Here is a 22,959-nt window from a genome sequence, read left to right as displayed (position 1 = left end):
TAATCCGAGACAAGAATGCTGGATGGTATTGACGGGACTTCGAATCTGATTTCGTTGTCCCACCAGCATTTTCAGGGTCACTGCAGGAGAATTTCGAGATGAAACGACACACAAAAAGACAACCATATGAACAGATGTTTTACCCCGTTGATCAGGATTCTTGCCGTTCTGATGATGTTACTTAGTTATTCCATCCTGGCACATTCGCAGGCCATTAATTTGAAAACACGTTATTCTTCCGTCAGCATCGATGGAAAAGGTTTTATTACATCCATTAAAGATGTGAAAACAAAAAAAGAATACAATCCTAAAGGACTTTCATCAGCTCTGATGAGTCTTTCCAATGATAAAGGGTATATCTTCCCGAACAAAGCAACTTATACGCCAAAGCGTAATGAAATCTTACTGACCTTTACAAATGGGGCACAGGCAAGGATAAAGGCAGAACAGAAGAATGAATATTTCAGGTTCCAGTTGATCTCTCTGTCGAAACAGGAAGGAATTGATAATATTATATGGGGACCTTATAAAACCAATATATCAAAAACCATTGGAGATATTTTTGGTGTAGTGAGGAGCGAGGATTTTGCCATTGGTGTAATGGGATTGAATGACAACACGACTGGTGGCCCACCTACGGGAGGGGATATGTCCTTTATGTATTATTTTATACATTCTCCTGATCCTGTAAAATACCCACTACCTCCAAACCTTAAAGAAGGACAAACTTTTACCATTGGAGGTGATGGCCATAACGATGTGGCTTTCTATTCTCATCCTGAAGAATATTTCAGAATGAATTATGGAAACAGTGCCCGCCTGGAACCAAAATACGGTTCTGCCATTTGCCTGCATTCAAGGAATAGAAGAAAGGAGCAGATGATCCGCTTTCCGGTTCTGCCCGATAATCTGGATGGAAAGGTAAATTCTGCGAGGTATCAGCTGGTAACCCCAACTGATGCCGGATATATTGGTTCTGCAATGGCCTTATATGCCTGTCCGGATACTTTGGGCCTTAAAACCATTGAAAGAATTGTTTTAAATGAAGGGCTTCCTCATCCCGAAATAGACGGAAAATGGATCAAGGATCCAAAAGCTTACCGTCCTGATGTAGCCTGGTGGGGTGTTCACGACAGCCTTATGAACTATACACAACGTCTTGGGCTTAAATCCGTACAGGATGAAGGTTGGGGCGAATATTATCCGAACCGGGCAAACAGATGGAATGGCAGTAAAATCAATTTCAAATCTGCACCTGCAATGAGCATTCCTGAATATGGGGCATTGATGAAGAAAAATGGAATACGCTGGGGTTTGCATACCCTTTGTGAGTTTCTGCAGCCAGGTGGCAACAGTGATGTGAATCCGGTACCTAATGATAGCCTGGCCATTATGCAACGTACTGTCATCACCAAAAACCTTTCTCCTCTGGATACCATTATCACCGTGGCTGATCGTGCATATTTCAATGAATTTGGAGGCTGGGAAGGAAACCACACCAATGTACTGAAGATAGGCAAAGAGCTCATTGAATATAACGGCATTACAGAGACCAAACCTTATACCTTTTTACATGTGAAGCGTGGCTTTCATGGTACTACACGTGGATCTTTTGAGACGGGAACAACCATTGTTAAACTGCAACCCAATTGTTATCATGGATTTGCGCCGGACATGAACCTCCAGGAAGTGTATGCAGATTATTATGGAAAATGGCTGACAGATGGCGGAATGGATTATATTGATTTTGACGGGCTGGAGAGTTGCATCTACCAAGGCCATGGAGAATATTCTTTTAAGCGTTTCTTTCACAAGCTTTTTGATAGTTACACGAAAAATGGTGGCAAATACCTGCGGGTAATGGGTAGTGCTGTTGGTGAGGGAAGCTGGCATTATATGAGCGTGTGCAATGTTGGGGGGGGAGACAATATGTTTAATCCTGTAACCAATAAATGGGGGATAGAAGGTAAAGATATGAGGTATGTTTTTCAGAGCAGTTACCTCCCTGCCACCTTTGGGATCATTAGCCTGGGAAGCGAATGGACCATGTATGACGCAGAGAATCTCCAGGCCAAATCGATTGGATGGGATGCAACTTATATGCTGGGCCTAAGTGAACAGTCTGTTGAAAATTGTGCAGAGAAGGATGATATTTTTAAGGCCTACCGTACCTGGGAGAATTTGAGAGACGAAAAGGATTTTTCAAAAGCACTAAAGGAGAAGCTTAAGGATTTGAATTACAAATTCCATCTTGAACAAAACGGAAAAAAATCTTTTGTACTTTACCCTGTTCGCGAGAACCGCTTTAGTAATGAGTCTTATACACCACAAGGAAAATCTTATCAGTTAAATAATGAATTCGAAAGTCAGCCACTTGAATTTGCTGTTCGAGTGCATGTGCCAAAGGGTGAACAGGTAGATGGAGTCAAAATTACCTTGCAAAATGGAAAACAATTGCTGGTTGATAAGAAATTATCTAATGGTGAGTTCATCATATTAAAAGGAAATTCGTTATTTGTTGCAGACAAGTCTAGAAAAAAACGTGAGGAAATATCATCCGAACATCTTGTATTGCCAAAAGGAAAATCAGAGATTACTGTTGCAGCCTTGCATGAAGGGAATGAAAAAGTGAAACTTGATGTTGTGGTGAATACGATTGGTAAAGGCCAGAAAATATGATTAAACCGTGTATGTTAATTTTCCTGCTGCTGTTATCACAAGTAGGAATGAGCCAATCTTACAACCGGACAAAGACGGGCTTGAAAACAACTGTAAACGGCATTGATATCGAATTGCAGTTGTTTGGGGCTGGAATGGTAAGGGTAATTAAATCACCCCAAGGTATTCCATTTAAAAAATCAAGCCTTTCGGTTGTTAAAGAACCAGAGACAATACCGTTTAAAATCGAACAGAAAGGTAATATGATGATCCTGCAAAGCGACAAGTTGCAGGTGAATTTAAACTCGCAAACAGGGAAATTGTCTTTCAAAGACAGAAAAGGAATCTCATTATTAACAGAAAAGGATTATAGTGTACAATTTACGCCGGTTAAGGATGTAGACAAAGATGCTTTTATAGTTCGGCAGGCTTTTTTACTAGATAAAGATGAGGTTATTTATGGTTTAGGACAGCAGCAAAATGGAAGTTTGAACCAACGGGGCCGCAAAATTTATTTGCGTCAGGACAACATGAAAGTGGCCATTCCTTTTTTCCAATCCACTAAGGGCTACGGCATTTTTTGGGACAACTATTCAGCCACTACTTTTACCGATAATCCACAGGAAACTTCTTTGGAGTCTGAAATTGGTGATTGCGCTGATTATTATTTTTTGCTGGGCGGCAATGCAGATGGTGTGATTGCACAGATGCGCCAGTTGACCGGACAAGCTCCGATGATGCCGTTGTGGTTTTTGGGTTTTAATCAATCCAGAGAAAGATATCAAAGCGAGGATGAACTTCTTGGCGTTGTTGCCAAATATCGATCTATTGGAGTTCCTTTGGATGGAATTATTCAGGACTGGCAATACTGGGGTGATGACAGTAAATGGAATGCGATGAGTTTTGATAAAGGTAGATATCCCCATCCGCAAATGATGGTAGACAGTGTACATAAAATGAAGGCACACATATTTGTCGTAGCATGGGCTAGTTTTGGTCCGGAAACCCCTCAGTTTGCTGAATTGAAGAAAAAAAATATGCTCTTCCAGGATTTTGAAACCTACCCTTCAGTTGCAAGGCCCTATGATGTTTATAACCCGAAAGCCAGAGACATCTATTGGGATTATTTGAACAAAGGTGTGTTTTCTTTAAATACAGATGGATGGTGGCTGGATTCTTCTGAACCGGATCATGGGAAAGTGAAAGATGATTTGCAAACCTATTTGGGTTCATACCGTAGTGTGCTTAATGCCTTCCCGCTGCAACATGTAGGTGGGGTATATGATCATCAACGCAAAACTACCAATGCCAAGCGTGTAGCTATTTTTACCCGTTCTGCTTTTGCTGGTCAACAGCGTTACGGTGCCTGTACCTGGAGTGGTGATGTGCATTCTAACTGGAAAACCTTCCGCCTGCAAATTCCTGCAGGCCTTAATTTTTCACTCTGTGGGATACCCTATTGGAATACTGACATTGGTGGATTTTTTGCAGGGTTTAGTGGAGGTACAAAGAATGCTGATTTTCGTGAATTGTATACCCGTTGGATGCAGTTCGCCACATTTACCCCAATGATGCGGTCGCATGGAACGGGTATTCCAAGAGAGATTTATGAATTTGGGCAACGCGGGGACACCATTTTTGATGCCCAGGAAAAATATATTAATTTGCGTTATCAATTGCTTCCCTATATCTATTCCACAGCATGGGGAGTTACCAATCGCTCTGGCTCATTTATCCGCGCATTATTTATGGATTTTGTGAACGATAAAAAGGTCTATAATATCGATAATGAATTCATGTTCGGTCAATCTATTTTGGTAACTCCGGTTACGGAAAAAGGGACTAGGATGCAAAAGGTCTATCTGCCATCCGGAACAACATGGTACGATTTCTGGACGAATGAAAAAACTGAAGGTGGAAAGACGGTAAGTAAAGCAACTCCAATTGATATTTTACCACTATATGTTAAAGCAGGTTCTATTTTGCCTTTCGGACAAAAGGTACAATATGCAGAAGAAAAGAAATGGGATGAGCTGGAAATACGCATATACCCTGGTACCAATGGCTCATTCACATTATATGAAGACGAGAATAACAGCTACAATTATGAAAAAGGAATCTATTCGACCATAGGTTTTAAATGGTCGGAGAAAGATAGTATATTGACCATTGGTGACAGAAAGGGTGATTTTCCAGGAATGCTCCAAAACAGGACTTTTAAAATTGTACTTGTTGGTAAAAGTAAAGGAAATGGTGCCGATTCGGCGACTAGTTTCGACAAAATAATCGTTTATAAAGGTCAGTCTATATCTGTTAAATTTAAGTAAAATTTATATTATGCGTTTCATCAGTGCACTATCTTTTTGTATCATCTTCTTCTTATGTCCTTGCCGTTATGCTCACGCTCAGCGACCAGTGTCTATAAAGATCTTGTCTTATAATATTCATCATGCTAATCCACCTTCCAAGCCAGGGCTAATTGATATACCGGCTTTTGTTAAAGTGATCAATGATCAAAAACCTGATCTGGTGGCCTTACAGGAGGTTGATGTTTTTACCAAAAGGTCCGGTCAGCAGCTGGACGAAGCAGGCAAGATTGCCGAAGGAACAGGTATGAAGAGTTATTTTGCCAAGGCCATCTCATTTGATGGTGGTGGATATGGCATTGCCATACTCTCCAGATTTAAGGTAGATTCTGTGCGGGTGATCAAGTTGCCTTCTGCCTCTGTTAATGATGAAGCAAGGGTTTTGCTATTGGCTTATCTTCATGTAAAGAATAAGCCTTTCATATTTGCCTGTACCCACCTCGATGCAGAGAAGGATGAGGCTAGCCGGAAACTTCAGATCACAGAAATAGCAAAGACGGTCGCTGCGGTTCGTTATCCATTGGTCATCGCTGGCGATTTTAATGCAGAACCTGGTACTAAAATCATAAAAGAATATGATCAAACATTTATACGTTCATGTACAGAGAATTGTGAAAACACGATTCCTTCAGATGCACCAACAAGTACAATTGATTATATAGGATATAGAAAAGGTGATCCATTTTCATTCAGCTATCATCAGGTATTAAAGGAGCGATACCCTTCAGATCACTTACCTGTCCTGGCCGAACTCCAGTTTAAATAGCGTTTTTTATCATTCGGAATCGGCAGATTTGTACGGCCTGGTCATAAGTCCAGGTCATATAGATCTGCCGATTTTCTGTTTATTTCAATTGGCAAAAATTTATCAATGGTTTTTCAGATAGCAGCAAACTGGAATAGCTTTTAGATATTAATTGCTATTCTTTGGTTTTTAGTTGATTAAGCAAAAAAAGCATCAGTAGTGATCAAATTAATAGTGGTTGCCGGCTGGTAATTTGTGCAATTTAGATATGTAGAATTTAATGCTCTGTGCTTTAACATTTGATCTGTAATGAATGATGCAGTAATTTCTTAAACGAAGTTCATTAGAAACTCAAAAAAATTCAAACCAAATTAAAAACCATTTCAAACCAAACAAACTAGAATGATGATGAATAAAACTTTTACTCCTTATTAGAGCCTATATGTTTATCCTTTTGTAGGATAAGTATCCCTTCTTAAAATTTATTAACAGAAATTTTTAATAATTCAATACTATGCGTATTAAATTACCACTATTGTTATGCACTTTTTTTTGCGTCAGTTTTTCCTGTGTGTATGCAAGAAATTCAAAGATGTATCTGTTTCAGGAACCTATAAGAGACACCTCAAAACTGGATACACTAAAAAAATCCTCGATCAGGAAAAAGGTAAAATCGGAGCCACGTTTGCCTGGTGTGGCTATTTCGGCATCCAGGCTTGCAGAAATCCCTGCAGTTTCTTTACAACAGTACCTAAAAGGGCAGGCACCAGGACTGAGTATTCAGGAGCCAAGCGGCGAACCTGGAACTGTTCAAAACATGTTCATCAGAGGTATTTCTGCACCACTGATCTCTCCCAGAGATGTACAGCAGCAACAACCCCTTATTGTGCTTGATGGAATACCACTTATTGGTGAACATCCATTTGCCTACGATATTCAATTGTATAACTATAATAGAATAGGTACAGCAACAAATCTTCTGGCAAATATTGATATGAACAATATCGATGAAATAGAAGTACTCCGGGATCCCTCAGCTACCGCTATTTACGGACCAAATGCGGCTAATGGGGTTATTGTTTTAACCTCTAAAAGCCCCACAGCCAAAAGAAGTATCAACTTTAACACCTACTTTGGTTTTGCTGCCAAACCCCATGTAACGACTTTAAATGCCACGTATGAAAATGCATTTAGGAAGCAGTTTTATGACCGTTATACCGCAAATGGCAGGTATTCAGATGAAGATGTATATCCTCAGTACCTGAGCGATTCTTCCAGCGTATTGTATAATGGCCCTTCCAACTGGACAGACTATTATTATCGAAATGGGATGGTCAGGGGTATTTCCGCTGACCTTTCTGGTGGCTCCGACCGGGCAAATTTTAGGTTCTCTGCCGGCAATATGCGCAATCAGGGGGTTGCCGATTCAACGGGTCTAGACCGGTATAGCGTGATGCTCAATGTCAATATGAAGCCTTTAAAATGGCTTAACTTTTCGGTAATGGTCAATGCCAATCGTTTGGAGCGGGCCCGTAACCGAAGCTTAAGAGATCGTTTTGCACAAACAAATTATATTCCTTCCCTTGCCGAGCCCCTGGCCCCAAATAAGGATATGTACCAGCAGTACCTTGCCCAGTTTGGCAAAGGCTATGATAATAATATGAATAACATTCTGGAAGGTTATGCAAAGCTTGGTATAGAGCTTAAAGATTTTGACTTTTCATCAGTGATGTCAGTGGATTACAACGAAGGCAACAGGGATATCTTTTTTCCCCGGCCGCTGATGGAAGGCAATAGTTATGCTTCCAATTATTATGGGTACAACCAACGGCTTCTTTTCGAAAATACAGCAACCTATAAAAAGCAATTTGGAACAGATCATAAGCTGCAGCTCACCGGGGGGCAATCCATGCAGTGGGACCTTTCCAAGTACAATTACGGATATGCATATCAGGGCGTAAATGATTTTATAAAGCTAAATCTGATTGACCCGACAACCATGGCTCCAACCGCATTTCCGCCCAGCTTGTTATTTAGATTTTTAGATAAAACCCGGAACAACCTGTTTTCTGTTTTTGAACGAAGTTCCTACAGTTTCAAAAATAAATATTCACTGTCCTTATTGTTTAGAGGAGATGCGTCTTCAAATGCTCAGCCAACCAGCCGATGGTTTTTATCTACGGCTCTGTCGGCCGGTTGGGACATTAAAAACGACCTGCTGATCAACAATAAAAGCATTTCTGCCTTAAATCTGAGGTTAAGCGCTGGCCGTCTGGGAAAACTAAATACCTATGATAATTATGCACAGGGTCCACAGTATACCGCTGATATTGGATACACAGGCAATATCAACTTGCCAGGGTATACTGGCTTTGCTACGCTTTCCCGTCCTTACAATTTTGGTTGGGTAGGTTACGGTATTCCCTGGGCTTATACAGATCAGGTTAACGTTGGGATTGATTTTGGGATGAACAATAACCGTTTGCAGGGCAGTCTCGATTTCTATAGTAAAATTGATAAAAACCAAATTGTGGGCGTGCCTGCATATGCTGAATATGGATATCGCAGTTCTTTGGAATCAGGTATGTCCGTAAGTAATAAAGGTGTTGAGCTGGTACTGAGTTATGCCGCTTTTCAATCTAAAGAGCAAGGTTTTTCGTGGACACCAGCCATCAATTTAAGCTATAATGCGAATCAATTAAAAGCCCTCCCTGGCGGGCTTAAGGAGATGATCATTGGGAACCGTCTTTTAAGGGTCGGTGAATCTATCGACCGGTACTGGCTTTTGAGCAATGAGGGTATTTATACCTCCAATAATGATATTCCAGTTGTGAATGGAAAAACCATGCAATATAGCGGTACAACCCTTCAGGCCGGAGACCCGATATGGAAAGATCAGAATGGTGACAACATTATCGATACTAAAGATAAAACCCTGCAGGGACACAGTTTGCCAGTAGTGGTTGGGGGCTTTAATAATGAGTTCAAATATGGCAGATGGTCATTAAGTATGAATTTTTATTGCAGCATTGGCCGCAGCCTGATCAATCAGCAAATGGCGACTACGCTGGATTTTGTAAACCACGAGGGAGGGAATAACATCGAATCGGTAAAAGAGATTACATTTTGGGAGAAAAGAGGAAACAGGAATGATTATCCGCTGTACAACCCATGGAGCGGCGTGATACCTTATCGTGCAGATCAAAACTTATTTCTTGAAAATGCATCCTTTTTAAAGATGCGAACCTTGTCATTAGGCTATGATCTGACTTCTATACTTAGCAAAAACAAGGTTAAGATTAATGGCCTGTATGTATATGCTATGGCCAATAATCTTTTTACCCTAACCAGATATAAAGGAGGAGATCCCGAATCGGTGCCATTTGATGGCTATGATACAGGATATGGAATGCCTATTCCCAGAACATATATCCTTGGATTAAAAATGAACCTGTAATGAAAACAACGAACAATCATATGAATTTTAACCGGGCTAAAAATAGTGTCTTATTAACTGTTATGGCACTTGTTGTACTGATGTCCGGCTGTAAGAAAGCGATAGATATCAAATCTACCCGGGCCGTTGATGAAGTCAATATGTGGAATAAACTGGAGGATACCAGAGCTGCATTATTGGGCATTTATGGATTGACAAGGGCAGCCATGGTGGATAATGACGCGCATTGGATCTATGGTGATGTACGGGGCAAGCAATTTGTCAGCCCAACCAGGCAAGACCTTAAAGCCGTTACAGAAAACAGACTAACCGCATCCTATCCAACATTAGAAGTTCTTTCCAACTGGCGCAGGTGGTATGCGGTAATTAATGCCTCCAATATCTTCCTGGAGCGGGTATATGACGTAAAAAAGGCTGATTTGCGTTACACCAGTAATATTATGGCCATTGACATTGCCCAGGCGCGTTTTCTCCGGGCTTTCGCCTATTTTTATATGGTACGCATTTGGGGCGACGTACCCTTCATTATTACTTCTCATGACGGCAGCTTTGAGAATAAGCCCCGTAGCAGCGGCGCTCAGGTACTGGCCTGGGCAGAAAAGGAATTGCTGGAGGTAGCCGAAATATTGCCTAATCAATATGGGGCAAATGATCCAAAACAACCCGGGCCATATTACAATGAAACCAACAGCCGCTGGGATGGTGCATTGGCGCGTCGCGTATCTGCAAATGCGATTCTGGCCCATATTGCTGCCTGGCAGGGTGATTACATTAAGGTATCTACTTATGCCAACAAAGTGATTAATGATGCTGGAGCTGCCGGGCTGTCTTTGACCGATATAGGCCCCTTGACAAGTTCTAACGGCTTTTTCTCCGCTAAGCGGAGCAACCATTTGTTGGGATTTGATTTTACTTATGAATTAGGAGAAGGTGGAATGACCGGTCATATAGAAGAGCTTACACTAGCCGCGCCCTTTGTAACGAAAACCATTCCAGACATCTATATTTTGAAAGATTCTATCCTGAGTATTTTTAACGAAAAAGGTGACCAGCGTTTTGGCATTGATACACTTGGCCGGCCAACTTCAACCAATTATTTTGTGAACTTTGGTGCCCGGTATCCCATCTTTAGTAAAATTAAGGTGATCCTTGGCGGTACGGCCTCCGTATCTCCTTCGGATCCAAAGTTCAGCTTTTTTTCAAGTGTTGCGCTGTTTACACGCCTGGAGGATATCTACCTGCTTCGTGCGGAAGCCAATGCAGTTTTGGGTGATCGTCAGCGAGCTATTGACGATTTAAATGCCATCAGAAGTAAAAGAGGGCTTCCGGGCTACAATGGGAATACAAATGGATTAATCATTGATGCCATCTTTAAAGAACGGAAAAGGGAGCTCATGGGAGAAGGACATTTCTGGTATGACCAGGTACGTTATAACAAGATCAAGCAAAACAACAAAGCTTTTATAGATCTCATAGCCTCGGGCGGGATTTATTGGCCAGTGTCGCCGCAATTGCTGCAGCAGAATCAATTGTTAACTCAAAATCTTTATTGGAAATAATGGAAATCAAGAACATTAAAAGGCAATTGTTGCTGTTGGTAACGATTGCTGCTACCCTAACCGCATGTCATAAAGATTCAGGTTTTTATGAGCATGAAGCATTGAACCCAAAAGTTTCTGTCAATACCTACGACTACTTGAAAAGCAAAAAGGGAATATTTGATTCCCTGATTGTAGCTGTTGACCGGCTGGGGCTTCAAACCACCCTTCAGGACAGCAATATAACCGTGTTTGCGGCAACCAATGCCAGTTTCAGTGTGGCTATAGACAATCTGAACGCTGCGCGCAAGGCAGCCGGAAAGTCGCCCTTAAATTTATCGAATATGGATTATATTCAGCTGGATACCATCATGACCCAATACGTGATACGTGGTAAATATACAACAGATGCCATGAACCGACAGGACGGTGTCTTGTTGAAAGGCGTAAGATATGGCTACCAGATGAATGCGCAGTTGAATCCCACCACAACTTCTGGTTTTCAAAAGGGTGGCCCGGTGATCATCAACTATAGTGATACCAAATGGAGCCAGTTTCAGCAAAATTGGTCAACCAGCGCAACAAGTTCTGTTAATGTGCTTACAAAAAATGGGGTGGTGCATACCCTTAACCAGGATCATATCGTTGGATTCCGGGATTTTGTAATACGTTTTACCTTAACTTTTCCACCTAAAAACTATATTAAATTATATGGAGGGATTTTAACGGTTTCATCGGAAGCCCCATCATCAGCGTATCCGGAAACATCTTATTACATGTTGGATGAGTCATCTAATACGAAATTTTTCAATGGCAATGCATTGGCTACGAAGCCTTTTTGGATGAATATTGAATTTCCTATTGCAAGAGTATGTAATTCCTATGCACTCACTTCAGCAAATGACAACCCGGGAAGAGATCCTAAAGATTGGAACATGCAGGGATCACAGGACCTGGTGAATTGGGAACCTCTTCAAACTATAACCGGCCAAAGTTTTCCAGAACGTTTTATGCAAAGGGTTTATCGCTTTGACAACAAGAAAGCCTATAAGTACTATCGCCTCAATATAACCGCGAACAATGGAAGGGGTATAGAACTGCAAATTGCCGACTATATGTTGGGCTTTAAATAATTAATGGGAAAAAAATTAAAAATAAGAAATGAATTTCAAGCTCAATAATAAAAGTATAGCAAGGATTAAAGGTACATGGCTGCCATTTCCTATGCTTCTTCTTTTGCTGGTAGGCGGTTGCAAAAAAATATTTGAACTGCCTGCCGAAAAGGACTATTTAAGTAACAGCATGTCTTACGGCGCAAAGTTTTATGAACCAGTATTGGGCCGTACAAGCATGTTTGGGGATTTCAATGCCAATAATTCTACACAACCTTTAACATTTAGCATTGTAAATGCACGTTTCGGCGATGGCAGACCAATGACAGACCTGTTTAAAATGAAGGATGTTTGGGTTTGGACAGGAGCTTACGATGGGACGGAAAAAAGCCTGGATGAAATCAACAGCAAGAGAAAAAAAGTAAGCAAACCTCTTTTTGAAGTGCGTTCCTCAGGCCAGTTAATTTTATGGTCTTCTGCCACAGATGACCTGGTACCCGCAAGAAAACCAGACAGCAGCAATTTGATACAGGACCGCCGCTTTTTTGATGTGAAAGTTTCCAATAATGGTGGAGAGGTGATTTTGAAGGATATGGAACTCAGGTTATGGCGCGAACGACCTTATGAACCCTCCACAGACCTTGATCCTTATAAGGGAACAGTGGCAAGGAACCCGGCCAGTCCCCAGGACCCCAGTAAACGAGATTATATCCGTCCTTCCCGTTTGTCTAATGTGATTGGGAAGAATAGCCGTAAGGAATTGGTCTCCAATGACAACACTAAGGATGTCGTGGTTTACATCAGGCCTTTTTCAGGAGGCAATGGACACTCCTTGCGGTTTAAGTTCTTAGACAAAGATTCGGTGGCCATCAATCCGGTAAAATTTAATGAAACGAAATGGGATCAGCTGGTCCATGGTTTTAACCGCAAGACCACTGGCGAATATGTGCAATATGATGTGGCTTACCCTATTCCCCTGGTCGATATTCCAACTCTTTATGCCAGTGGTGGTAAGGCCAATGTAAACTTTGCTTATTCCAGACTGGGATTTGGAGGCGTGCGGCAAGTTGCAACTCTTGGTCTCGACTTTAGTATTTACAGAGAAGGCGATTGGGAAATTGTTTTTCACTTCCGCACAGACAATCCAAAATTTGAAGACGAATAAACCTATAACCTATATAATCGCATGAAAATAAAATTAATTCTGAAGGTTCTGGTTTGTATCATACTTTTATCTTCTAACCTGAATGCACAAAACCAGAAGGTGGTCCTAAAGGGGAGAGTAATCGACGAGGGCACAAAACAACCCATTCCAATGGTCTCTTTATTTGCCGGCACCCCGCCTAAGGCCATTACTTTTACAGATGAGAATGGACACTTTAGTGCTGCTGCTGTTGTTGGAACTACGGTAACATTCAGATATCTGGGCTACCAACCTTATAAATTAAAAATTACCGGAGCACAAGAAAATTTAGTAATAAAATTAAAGGAGCTCGACAACAAAATGGATGAGGTGGTGATTCGGGGATTTGTTGCCCGTTCTAAAGAGGTGACCACCGGATCTTCCTTTTCGGTAAAGGGCAGTGAGGTACAAGATGTTCCTGTTGCAAATGTGGAACAACTTTTACAGGGAAAGGTACCCGGGCTCAATATCCAGAATAATACGGGTGCCCCTGGATTTAGGGGTACCGTCCAGCTTCGTGGTTTGGCTACCCTTGCGGTATCCAACTCGGGTACGGAAACCTTTTTGCAGCCCACCTCACCTCTGTATGTCATTGATGGGATCCCTATTGATGCAGACAAAGCTTCCGAGATGGGCTTTAACCTTCAGGGGCCGGGGATCAGTCCCTTATCGCTCATCCCGCAGGAGGATATTGAGAACATAGAAGTCTTAAAGGATGCACAGGCCACCGCATTATATGGTTCTCGTGCAGCCTATGGTGTGATCATCATTACCACCAAAAGAGGGCATTCACAGATTCCGCGTATAAGGTACACCAGTAATTTCTTTGTGAGTACACCTCCGGCGTTACGACAGACCCTGGGTGGAAATGAAGAACGGGCGCTGAAATTACAGCAGATCTATGGTAATGCCAAGAGTTTTCAAGACATTATCCGCATTTCACAGACCCCCATATTATCAGATAGTTTGAACAGTTATTATAACAATTCGACCAATTGGCAGTCTATATTTTACAGAACAACCTATAACCAAACGCACAATCTGGCTATAGACGGCGGTGATGAAAAATTTAATTACAAATCAAATGTCGGATATTTCCTGAGCAATGGAATATTAAAGAATACCGGTTTTAGCCGGTATACCCTAAATATGAATGCAGAGCTGCGGCCCAATGACCGCTTCAGGTTTACTGCCTACCTTTCCGGAGGTGTAGGAAAGCAACAGAAAGGAGATGGTCTTGGTTTCCTTCAATACGGAGTAGCAGATAATGCACAAGCCTCATCATTATTGCCGGGTCCTTCCTTTTATCAGTCAAGCGGTGGAGTGGTTTCGGCTCTGCAAACTTTAAATAGCAATGCAACACGAAATATAAGGACGAGTGTTGATGGCGAATACATGTTCTTGCCGGGGGTAAAATTAGCCTCTACATTCAGTTACAGCTATTCCTCAGACATTGAAGATACCTTTACTCCAGCTGCTGCCAATCAGCAGTTTTCACAAGTCTATGGATTTAACGGAAGGAGCAGTGCTTTGTACAACAGAAATATGATTAATTACAACGCTACCTTCAATAAAAAACACAGCATCTATGTCTCCATAGCGAATGACATCAACGATCAAAGAGGACAAACTTCGTCCATCAGGCAGGCTCGTACGCCGAACGATCAGTTTCAAGGGCCCCTGGGTTTCGATGCCTCTAATTCAGCAGGAGGAGGTGTACTAGGTTATAATCGTGGAAGGCTGGCTTCCTTTTGGGGCGCTGCTTCCTATGATTTTATGCGTAAATATATTATTGATTTGTCCTATCGGATCGATGGAACCTCTTCAAGTGGGTTGAACAATCTTTATTCTAAAAACCCTTCTATTGGCTTGCGCTGGAATTTCAACAAGGAGAACTGGATGTCTGCATTTGATTGGTTGAATACAGGATCAATACGGGTCAGCTGGGGAAAGAATATTACCCCAACAGCAAGTCTGAGCAGCATTTATGGGAAATATAATATTGGAGGAAATTATAATAACCAGCAAAGTATAGGTGTCGACTTTGGTGCTATTCCCAATCCAGATCTGATCCCGAAAACAAGGGAGATGTACAATTTAGGATTAGACCTGAGCATGTTTAACGGAAAGGTAGATTTGAATGTCGACGCTTATTATAGCGAGATCAGAAATGAATTGTATAACCGAAATTTATCTAATACAACTGGTTTTGGAACGCTGCCAAGTAATGAAACCGGAATGGTCAATTACGGATATGAACTATATTTTGCGATTAGGCCATTGCCAAATGCCAGCAAATTTAAACTCAATATTTCCTTTAATGCCGCCTGGAACAACAACGTTCTTACCCGGCTACCAGAAGGGTATAATGGGCAAAATATAATTTTTGCAACCGATGCCAATGGACAACACACCATTTTGCGGGTAGGCAGAAATACACTGTCCAATTATCTGCTTATTAATCAGGGTGTATACTCCGTAAATAAAGATGTTCCTGTAGATCCGGTCACCGGACTTCGCTACCAGACCAATGGGAAGTTTTACCAGGCCGGAGATCCCCGAATTAAAGATGTGAACGGCGATTACATCATGGATAAGAACGACTACCAGATCACAGGTAACTCTCAACCTTTGCTCACTGGCGGTATGTCGACCAGTTTATCTTACAAATCACTCGGCATTAATATTTACGCGTCCTATACGGCAAAAAGAACCATCTTAAACAATGCCCTGGCAAGCCGCTTGGGAATTATGAATGATCCATTTGGTAGTGACCCGCTAAAGGGATCAAGAGCTGTAGTTGCACTTCCGGATATAAACATGTGGCGGCAGCCAGGTGATGTGGCTAAATATCCCTATGCCTATGATTATACCCGTTATTCCACTATCCAGCCTTTTCGGTACGATCAGAACTTATGGGAAGAAGATGGCAGTTATTTAAAAATCAATAATGTAACCTTATTCTATTCCTTCCCTAAGAAAATTTCCCAGCGATTGGGGGTTAGCAATATACGGGTACAGGCGAGTGTGAGTAACGTGATCACATTCTCGCCTTACTCCGGCCCTAATCCAGAAAATGTAACGGCTTTAGGAAGAGATCTTTCTGCCGGTTACCCGAATTCGAGAGATTATATTTTTGGCTTTAACCTAGATTTCTAATGCAAATGAAAATGAAATTGATCAATAAAAGCATATCGGCAGTTTTACTGCTGATATGCATCGTACTGCCCTCAAGTTGTAAAAAGTACTTAGACATCAAACCGCTTGATCAGCTTACCGGGAATAACTTTTTCAAATCTAAAGAAGATGTAGAGGCCAGCGTGACCAGCGTATACTTGAAGTTCTTTCAAAAAATCAGTGAAACCTGGGTTATCGGAGCCGTGGGCGAAAGCCGTTCCGGAGAAGCTTTTGCTATAAATAATGGCAATACTTATTCTTCTCGTAAAGTGGTAGAGGTATTGGGGCAAAATAATATGAATTCGGCTATTACCGACCAGCCCTGGCATGACTTCTATCATTTTGAACTGATTACCAATTGGGCGGCTTATTACCAGGTGATACAAAGTGCCAATATTTTGATCAGCAAGCTCAATGAGGGCATTCCTAACCTTTCGGAAGAAGATAAAAACAGATATATCGGGGAGGCCGTTTTTATGCGCTGCTTCACGTATTTCTGGATGGTGAGGTTATATGGAGACGTGGTGTACTATACCAAAGCTTATCAGTCTGAACCTTTACCGCGTGAAAATATGGTGTCTGTAATGAATAAATGTATTGCCGATATGAAGCAATATAAAGACAATCTTCCATGGACCTATAACGACCCTTCACGTCGCGGGGTTCGGGCCAATAGAGGCTCTGCTCTGGCCCTTATTATGCACATGAACATGTGGAATGCAGGATTTGACGCCGCCCATGCGACGGCATACTATGAAGACGCAGTTAAATCCGGCCATGAACTTCTCACACAGAGTGGCAATGCTTTTCGACTATTGCCTATAGAAAACTGGGCGGAAGTCATTAAGGGCCGCTCTGAAGAGAGTTTATTTGAATTTTATCAAAGTGTGAATTATGGTGATAATACTTCATCGCCTCTTGCGCCATTTGCAGATTCCTTTCTGCATTACCCCTATAAATTCCCGGTTAACAATTATCAAACCTCGCTAATGGCTTTTAAGAGTACTTATATGACCAAGTTATTCCCGGTCGATGTTGCAGACAAACGGAAGGATGTATGGTATGCCGATATTTATTCAAATGACGGGCACTTTATGATGCCAAAATTTGCAGGTAATATCTATGCTTCTGGTAATCAGGACAAGAATCCTGACAATAGTTATCTGATTTTCCGGCTGGCAGACGCCATTCTTTTACAAGCAGAAGCTTTGGCCGAGCTTGGCCGTGATGCCGAAGCCATACCATTGCTAAACCAGGTGCGGGCCAGGGCTGGAGCAGTTCCTTACGATGCAGGCCAGGGTGGTTTGAAAGATTTTATATTTCTGGAACGTCGCAGAGAGCTTCAGGGAGAAGGTCATACCTGGTTTGATCTGGTGCGGACAAAAAGAATCTTGAGCCAGCAATGGGCAAGTCATCCATTAACCCTGGAACAATTTAACAGAGGAGCCTGGACCTGGCCGATTGATAAAAATTCCTTAAACGAGAATCCCAACATGACCCTTAACCAGTACTGGGTGAGTGGAGCGGGGATCTAAGCAATTATATACTGATGAAAAAAATGAAAATTTCTATAAATAGAATTTACCTGTTATTAGGTTTTGTGCTATTATTTGGTTTAGCGGCTTGTAAAAGAGATAATTATTATATAGATGGGGGCAAGGCAAAGGCCGAATTTGATGGCACCATGCTGGACTACCTGAAATCTAAACCTGTTCCCTTCGATACCATTGCCCGGATTGTCAAACTGGCCGGTATGGAAGATGTGTTCAATCAGCAAGACATTACCTTTTTTGCACCCACAGACTACGAAGTCAAAACGATGATTGGTTCAGTTACACAGATTGGTAGTTTAAACAATAGATTATTTAGTGCAGGTAAAGACACTGTGAAAACCTTATCAGATATTGATGGGCCTATCTGGGCCAAATACCTGCAGCGGCATATATTTAAGGGGACAAAAAAATTAGCCGATTACCCGCAGTATGACCCGGCACTTCCCGCAGTTTACGGAGGGCAGGACTATTATGCTTATAACAATACTGTAGCGAGAATAGGGGTGATCTACGGGGATGTAGGTGGGGTCAAATATATTGGTTACCGGCAACTGACCATCGCTTATGTAGCCGATTTGTCCAATACTCAGGCGACATTCTTTACCTATATGGTTTCGTCATCAGACATTAAGCCCAGGAACGGTGTTGTACATGCTTTGCAACTTTCTGGGGATGCTTTTGGACTAGGGTCTCAAGACATGATCGTTGAAATCCTTTTGAAATAATAATGAAATAACCGGAATAAAGAAATGAAGATATTAAAAAGAAACAGCGCAATTACGGCTTCTTTACTTTTATTACTGGCTTTGACCTCCTGCAAAAAAACAGCAGATCAATTCTCAGAACCTTATCCTGTCAGTAATGAGGGATTGGGGATAAAAATGGACAGAGTCACGCCTCCTCAACCCTCTGTTGGTGCTCCTGGTACCCTGGTAAAAGTTGCGGTTACAGGCCTGAAGCCCTATAAAGATAAGCTCATCTTTATGTTTAATGGCCAGAAAGCAGAGGTCACAGAGGTCACAGAAAGCTCTATTACCGTAAAAGTCCCGGATCTTGCCAGTACAGGCGTTATGTCCATTGCGGTGGATGATGCGATTGTTTTTGGGCCATCTTTTAAAGTAAATGGATTGATTAACCTGGATCCGACGTTTAGGGTGCCAAATGGAGCCAATAACACCGTTACACAGGTGCTTGATCTTTCTGATGGGAGACATCTGATTGTGGGTGATTTTACCAATTACAATAATAAAGGGGCTGTAAGGCCAATTAACCGGATCGTCAGTACTTTTAGCGATTTTTCTTATGACTCGGGTTTACGCAGTGGCAACGGGGCGAATGGGCAGATCAATAACATTATTGAATACAATGGAAAGTACCTGATTGCCGGAGGTTTTAGCGGTTATGCTCAACGCACTGATAACATCAGTAACCTGACCACGCTCAATAGTAATGGCTCCATAGATACTATGGGGGTACACACATTCAGACGGCCGGATCAAATCGATACCATCAAGTATTTTCCAAGGTTTAACGCGGGCACAGACCGTGCCATAAGAAATCTATACAAGCAACCCGATAATAAAATAGTAGTTTCCGGAGGATTTGAATTCTTTATCAGCCGTCGTTACGATCAGCCGAACCGGAGGCGTGAAAAGGATTCAGTTATCCTGGACAGCATCAGGATGCCACAGCTTTTGCGGATAAATCCAGACGGCACATTGGACAAGACCTATCGGTTTAACCTATCTGCAAACGAAGGCTTTAAAGCGGCCAACGGTCCGAGCAGTACCCTTATTCATACCGATGCCAAAAATCAGGGCAAAATTTTAGTGTATGGTCAATTTACCAGTTTTGATGGCAAGGCGACTAAAAACATCATCAGGCTAAATGCCGATGGGACCATTGATGACACTTTCAAACCAGGCTTAGGACCAGATAATGTTATTTATTCGGTTACTTATAACAGCACGCTTGACCGGTATATGGCCTGTGGTTATTTTAAAACCTATAATGGGAAATCTATTGAATATCTGGCCATGTTGAAATCCGACGGGTCATTAGATGAGAGTTTTGTTCCTAAGAAATTTAATGGGCCTGGAGTCTCTTTTGCAAAACAGCTTAGTGATGGTTTAGTTGTGGTTAGCGGCTATTTTAATACCTATAATGGAGTGGTCAGAAACGGTTTTATGATCATCAACAGCAAAGGAGAAATGGTTGCTGGATATAACTCGACAGGATTGTTTAACGGGTTCCTCAGCGATGTGATCGAAACCAAATCTGAGGACAATAAAAGAGCCTTGCTGCTCATTGGTAACATCGACACGTTTGATAATGGACCGGTAAATAATATTATTCGGATTGTATTGGAATAATTCTTTCATAGGCGTTCAAAAAATATAAAAATATACAAAATGAAAACAACCCTTCATATGATAAAATCCATGAGCTCATCATGGTTCTGTATCGGTCTTTTGTTTCTACTGGGTGCCTGCAATACGCCTTTTGAACGGACGATTCAGGAAAGGCAAAACCTGGACACGGCTAATGTAGCCTTTAGCAAACCTAAAGTACTCTATATTATCGTTGACGGCGCCAGGGGCCTTTCCGTACGCGATGCAAAGCCTGCCAATATAAGCAGCCTGTTATCCACTTCAATTTATTCCTGGAACGGACTCTCGGATGCAGATGCAAGTACCAATGCAGCCAGTTATACCACGATGCTGACCGGGGTTAAAGCCAAAAAACACGGCGTAAAAACTGACGATTTTTCTGGTAATCATCTGGCAGACTTCCCCTCTATTTTTACACGGATCAAGAAGATAGACCCGAGTTTGAAGACGGCTGTGTATACCACTTCTCCTCTTCTTAAATCTAATCTGGGCGGTGATGCTACAGTAAATGTCCAGGTAAATGATGATGAAGCCGTTAAATCAGCTGTAATTGCTGACCTTGAAAAGGATCAATCCAGTGCTGTAGTGGCCCAGTTTTCAGGCGTGGATAAAGCGGGACAGACATCTGGTTACGACTTATCTTTTCCAGCCTATAAGGCAGCCATCCTTCAATTTGATGGTTATGTTGGAGAAATGCTGAGGGCATTAAAAAAGCGGCCAAAGTACAATCAGGAGAAATGGCTGGTGGTGATTTCATCGAATAAAGGTGGTATGTTTCAACTACCGCCAGCTGATAACGACAATACCATTTTTAGCAATACCTCTTTAAATACCTTTACCATTTTCTATAGTCCAAGCTATATGAGCCGGATTTTAAGCAAGCCTTACCTTGGCAGTAGATTCCAGGGCAATTTTGTTAAGTTTTCCGGAAATTTAAAAGCATTAAACGCTGCGGGTGATAATTCAGTGTACAATTTTGGTAATTCGGAATTTACCATAGAGTTAAAAGTGAAGAAAAATAAACTAAACTTCACTTACCCGAGTATGATTGGTAAGCGGCAGGACTGGACCCACGATTATAAAGGATGGAATATTTTCCTGGAAAACGCCTACTGGATGTTAAATGCAAGAGGGAATAAGGCAAATACCGACCGTCAGGTTAAAGGAGCAGATATGCCCGCAGGAACCTGGAATTCTATAGCACTGGTCTGTGTCAATAAGAAAGGCAAACGTTACATCCGAACTTTTACCAATGGGACCTTTAATAATGAATCAGAAATTACGGATTTGGGTATTTTTGATAATAATTTTCCCTTAACCTTAGGAAAGTTTGCCAGCAATGGATCTTTGGATTGCTATTTAAGTGACGTTAGGATCTGGAAAATTGCACTTCCTGATGCCACCATTAGCCAGTTTGCATGTGATGCTTATGTTGATCCGGGGCATCCTTATTACGATTATCTGATCAGTGCCTGGTCGATGAACGATGGAACAGGAAACAGCTTCAAAGATCAGGGGGCAGCAAAAAATGATCTTTTGCTACAGGATGGTACAGTGGCTTGGGAAAATTCTGCCGACCTGGTCTGCTCGCCGTCCATCACCAATCTGGAACAGTTTGTACCAGTTACGGTTGATATTGCAGCGCAGATTTACAGCTGGCTAAGAATAGCCCGTCAGGAAAGCTGGTCCTTAGATGGGCATATATGGCAAGACCAATAATTTAATGATGAATTCAAATTAGAAATAAGACAATGGAGAAAATAATTAAACCCCTTTACCTCTGCCTGGTTGCGCTGTTTATGTTGCAATCCTGTAAGCAGGATGGACTGGAGAGTTTTGCCCCTAAAAAAGAAGCGGGTATGAACGTTTCTGTAAAAGGATTATCAGGACAGATTACAAAAGATGGAGCGAATGTAAGAATACCTATTGAAATAGACCTTTCCGGCGCAGCGACTCAGGCCTTTGAGGCACATTTAGCTTTAGATGGAGATGCCGTGGCTGCCGCAATCACGGGTAATGTGCTGGCCAACACCTTGGCCATGCCTCTTAGCTCAATAACGGTTCCTCAGGCTATTGTTGTACCTTATGGTGCAACGAAAGCAACATTTGAGGCCGTACTGAGTATAGCTGATTTGGAAAAATTTTATTTTTCTGGTAAAAAAGTGGCCTTTGCTGTAAAATTAACCTCTGTAGCCAAAGGGAATGCCATTGATGGCCACAAAAATACCGGGACCATTTCTATAGATCCCCAGGCAGTTATTGCCGCTAATGAAATGCACTCCATTTCAATTGCAAATGGCGGCGGTGGTAAGTTGGAGGTTTCAGGCACCACCAATTATGTGCCAAGTGTGGCCTCCATTGGTATTCCTTTAGGTGTATCCCTGTCCGGGGCTGCATCTGACTCCTTTACTGTAGATGTGGCCACGAACACAGATACCGTCTCCGTGTTAATGTCGGCAGGTGTACTTCCTTCCAATACAGTAGTGATGCAAACAGGGGAATACCAATTGCTGTCTAAAGCAACGGTTGCTCAAAGCAGCAATACCGGTCAGCTGGACCTTACTATTCCATCTGGAACACTGTTGAAATATAGAAACAATAAAATTGCGCTGGTGGTCCAATTAACTGGTAGCAGCAGGTATGTAGTGCATCCAAGCAATAGAACCGTTATTGTGTTGATTGATCCTGCCAGCATCATTTTGGCAAATAACTATGTTGCAATGCTATCAATGCCTAATGGCTTAAAGTCTTATTCGTTAATCACAAAATTCAACACATGA

At 41.9% G+C, this 22,959-nt stretch carries 13 protein-coding genes; all 13 read left to right on the top strand.

Going from position 1 to position 22,959, the window contains the following annotated elements; translation table 11 throughout:
- Window positions 1-126: 126 nt before the first annotated feature.
- On the top strand, window positions 127-2,679 hold the full coding sequence (locus R2S08_RS05460) for a hypothetical protein (RefSeq protein ID WP_316834187.1): 2,553 nt from the start codon (window positions 127-129) through the stop codon (window positions 2,677-2,679).
- A gap of 11 nt (window positions 2,680-2,690) precedes the next feature.
- Window positions 2,691-4,985, top strand: a complete 2,295-nt coding sequence (locus R2S08_RS05455) for a TIM-barrel domain-containing protein (RefSeq protein WP_316834186.1) — start codon at window positions 2,691-2,693, stop codon at window positions 4,983-4,985.
- A gap of 10 nt (window positions 4,986-4,995) precedes the next feature.
- On the top strand, window positions 4,996-5,790 hold the full coding sequence (locus R2S08_RS05450; RefSeq protein ID WP_316834185.1) for an endonuclease/exonuclease/phosphatase family protein: 795 nt from the start codon (window positions 4,996-4,998) through the stop codon (window positions 5,788-5,790).
- Window positions 5,791-6,361: 571 nt separating this feature from the next.
- Window positions 6,362-9,226 (top strand): SusC/RagA family TonB-linked outer membrane protein, encoded by a 2,865-nt coding sequence (locus R2S08_RS05445; protein WP_316834184.1) that lies wholly within the window; start codon window positions 6,362-6,364, stop codon window positions 9,224-9,226.
- The gene (locus R2S08_RS05440) at window positions 9,226-10,785 is read left to right on the top strand and encodes a RagB/SusD family nutrient uptake outer membrane protein (protein WP_316834183.1); all 1,560 of its coding nucleotides are present in this window, start codon (window positions 9,226-9,228) and stop codon (window positions 10,783-10,785) included. The genes R2S08_RS05445 and R2S08_RS05440 overlap by 1 nt, the downstream gene beginning before the upstream one ends.
- Complete coding sequence (locus tag R2S08_RS05435) at window positions 10,785-11,897, top strand: fasciclin domain-containing protein (RefSeq protein ID WP_316834182.1); 1,113 nt, start codon at window positions 10,785-10,787, stop codon at window positions 11,895-11,897. Before R2S08_RS05440 ends, R2S08_RS05435 begins: the two co-directional genes overlap by 1 nt.
- Window positions 11,898-11,925: 28 nt before the next feature.
- Window positions 11,926-13,041: a DUF5007 domain-containing protein gene (locus R2S08_RS05430; protein WP_316834181.1), complete on the top strand. Its 1,116-nt coding sequence runs from the start codon at window positions 11,926-11,928 to the stop codon at window positions 13,039-13,041.
- A 21-nt stretch (window positions 13,042-13,062) separates the two neighbouring features.
- Window positions 13,063-16,218, top strand: coding sequence for a SusC/RagA family TonB-linked outer membrane protein (locus R2S08_RS05425; RefSeq protein WP_316834180.1), 3,156 nt, complete (start codon window positions 13,063-13,065; stop codon window positions 16,216-16,218).
- Between the two features lie 11 nt (window positions 16,219-16,229).
- The gene (locus R2S08_RS05420; protein ID WP_316834179.1) at window positions 16,230-17,771 is read left to right on the top strand and encodes a RagB/SusD family nutrient uptake outer membrane protein; all 1,542 of its coding nucleotides are present in this window, start codon (window positions 16,230-16,232) and stop codon (window positions 17,769-17,771) included.
- Between the two features lie 23 nt (window positions 17,772-17,794).
- Window positions 17,795-18,514: a hypothetical protein gene (locus R2S08_RS05415; protein ID WP_316834178.1), complete on the top strand. Its 720-nt coding sequence runs from the start codon at window positions 17,795-17,797 to the stop codon at window positions 18,512-18,514.
- Window positions 18,515-18,538: 24 nt separating this feature from the next.
- The gene (locus R2S08_RS05410) at window positions 18,539-20,161 is read left to right on the top strand and encodes an IPT/TIG domain-containing protein (protein WP_316834177.1); all 1,623 of its coding nucleotides are present in this window, start codon (window positions 18,539-18,541) and stop codon (window positions 20,159-20,161) included.
- A gap of 39 nt (window positions 20,162-20,200) precedes the next feature.
- Window positions 20,201-21,898 carry a LamG-like jellyroll fold domain-containing protein gene (locus R2S08_RS05405; protein ID WP_316834176.1) on the top strand — a complete coding sequence of 566 codons (1,698 nt, stop codon included), beginning with the start codon at window positions 20,201-20,203 and terminating at the stop codon, window positions 21,896-21,898.
- 32 nt (window positions 21,899-21,930) lie between these two features.
- Window positions 21,931-22,959 carry a hypothetical protein gene (locus R2S08_RS05400; protein ID WP_316834175.1) on the top strand — a complete coding sequence of 343 codons (1,029 nt, stop codon included), beginning with the start codon at window positions 21,931-21,933 and terminating at the stop codon, window positions 22,957-22,959.

It is taken from the genome of Pedobacter nutrimenti, from assembly GCF_032678445.1.
GTDB classification, from domain to species: domain Bacteria; phylum Bacteroidota; class Bacteroidia; order Sphingobacteriales; family Sphingobacteriaceae; genus Pedobacter; species Pedobacter nutrimenti_A.
Note: the sequence above shows the minus strand (reverse complement) of the source record. Positions and strands in the feature narration are given on the sequence as shown.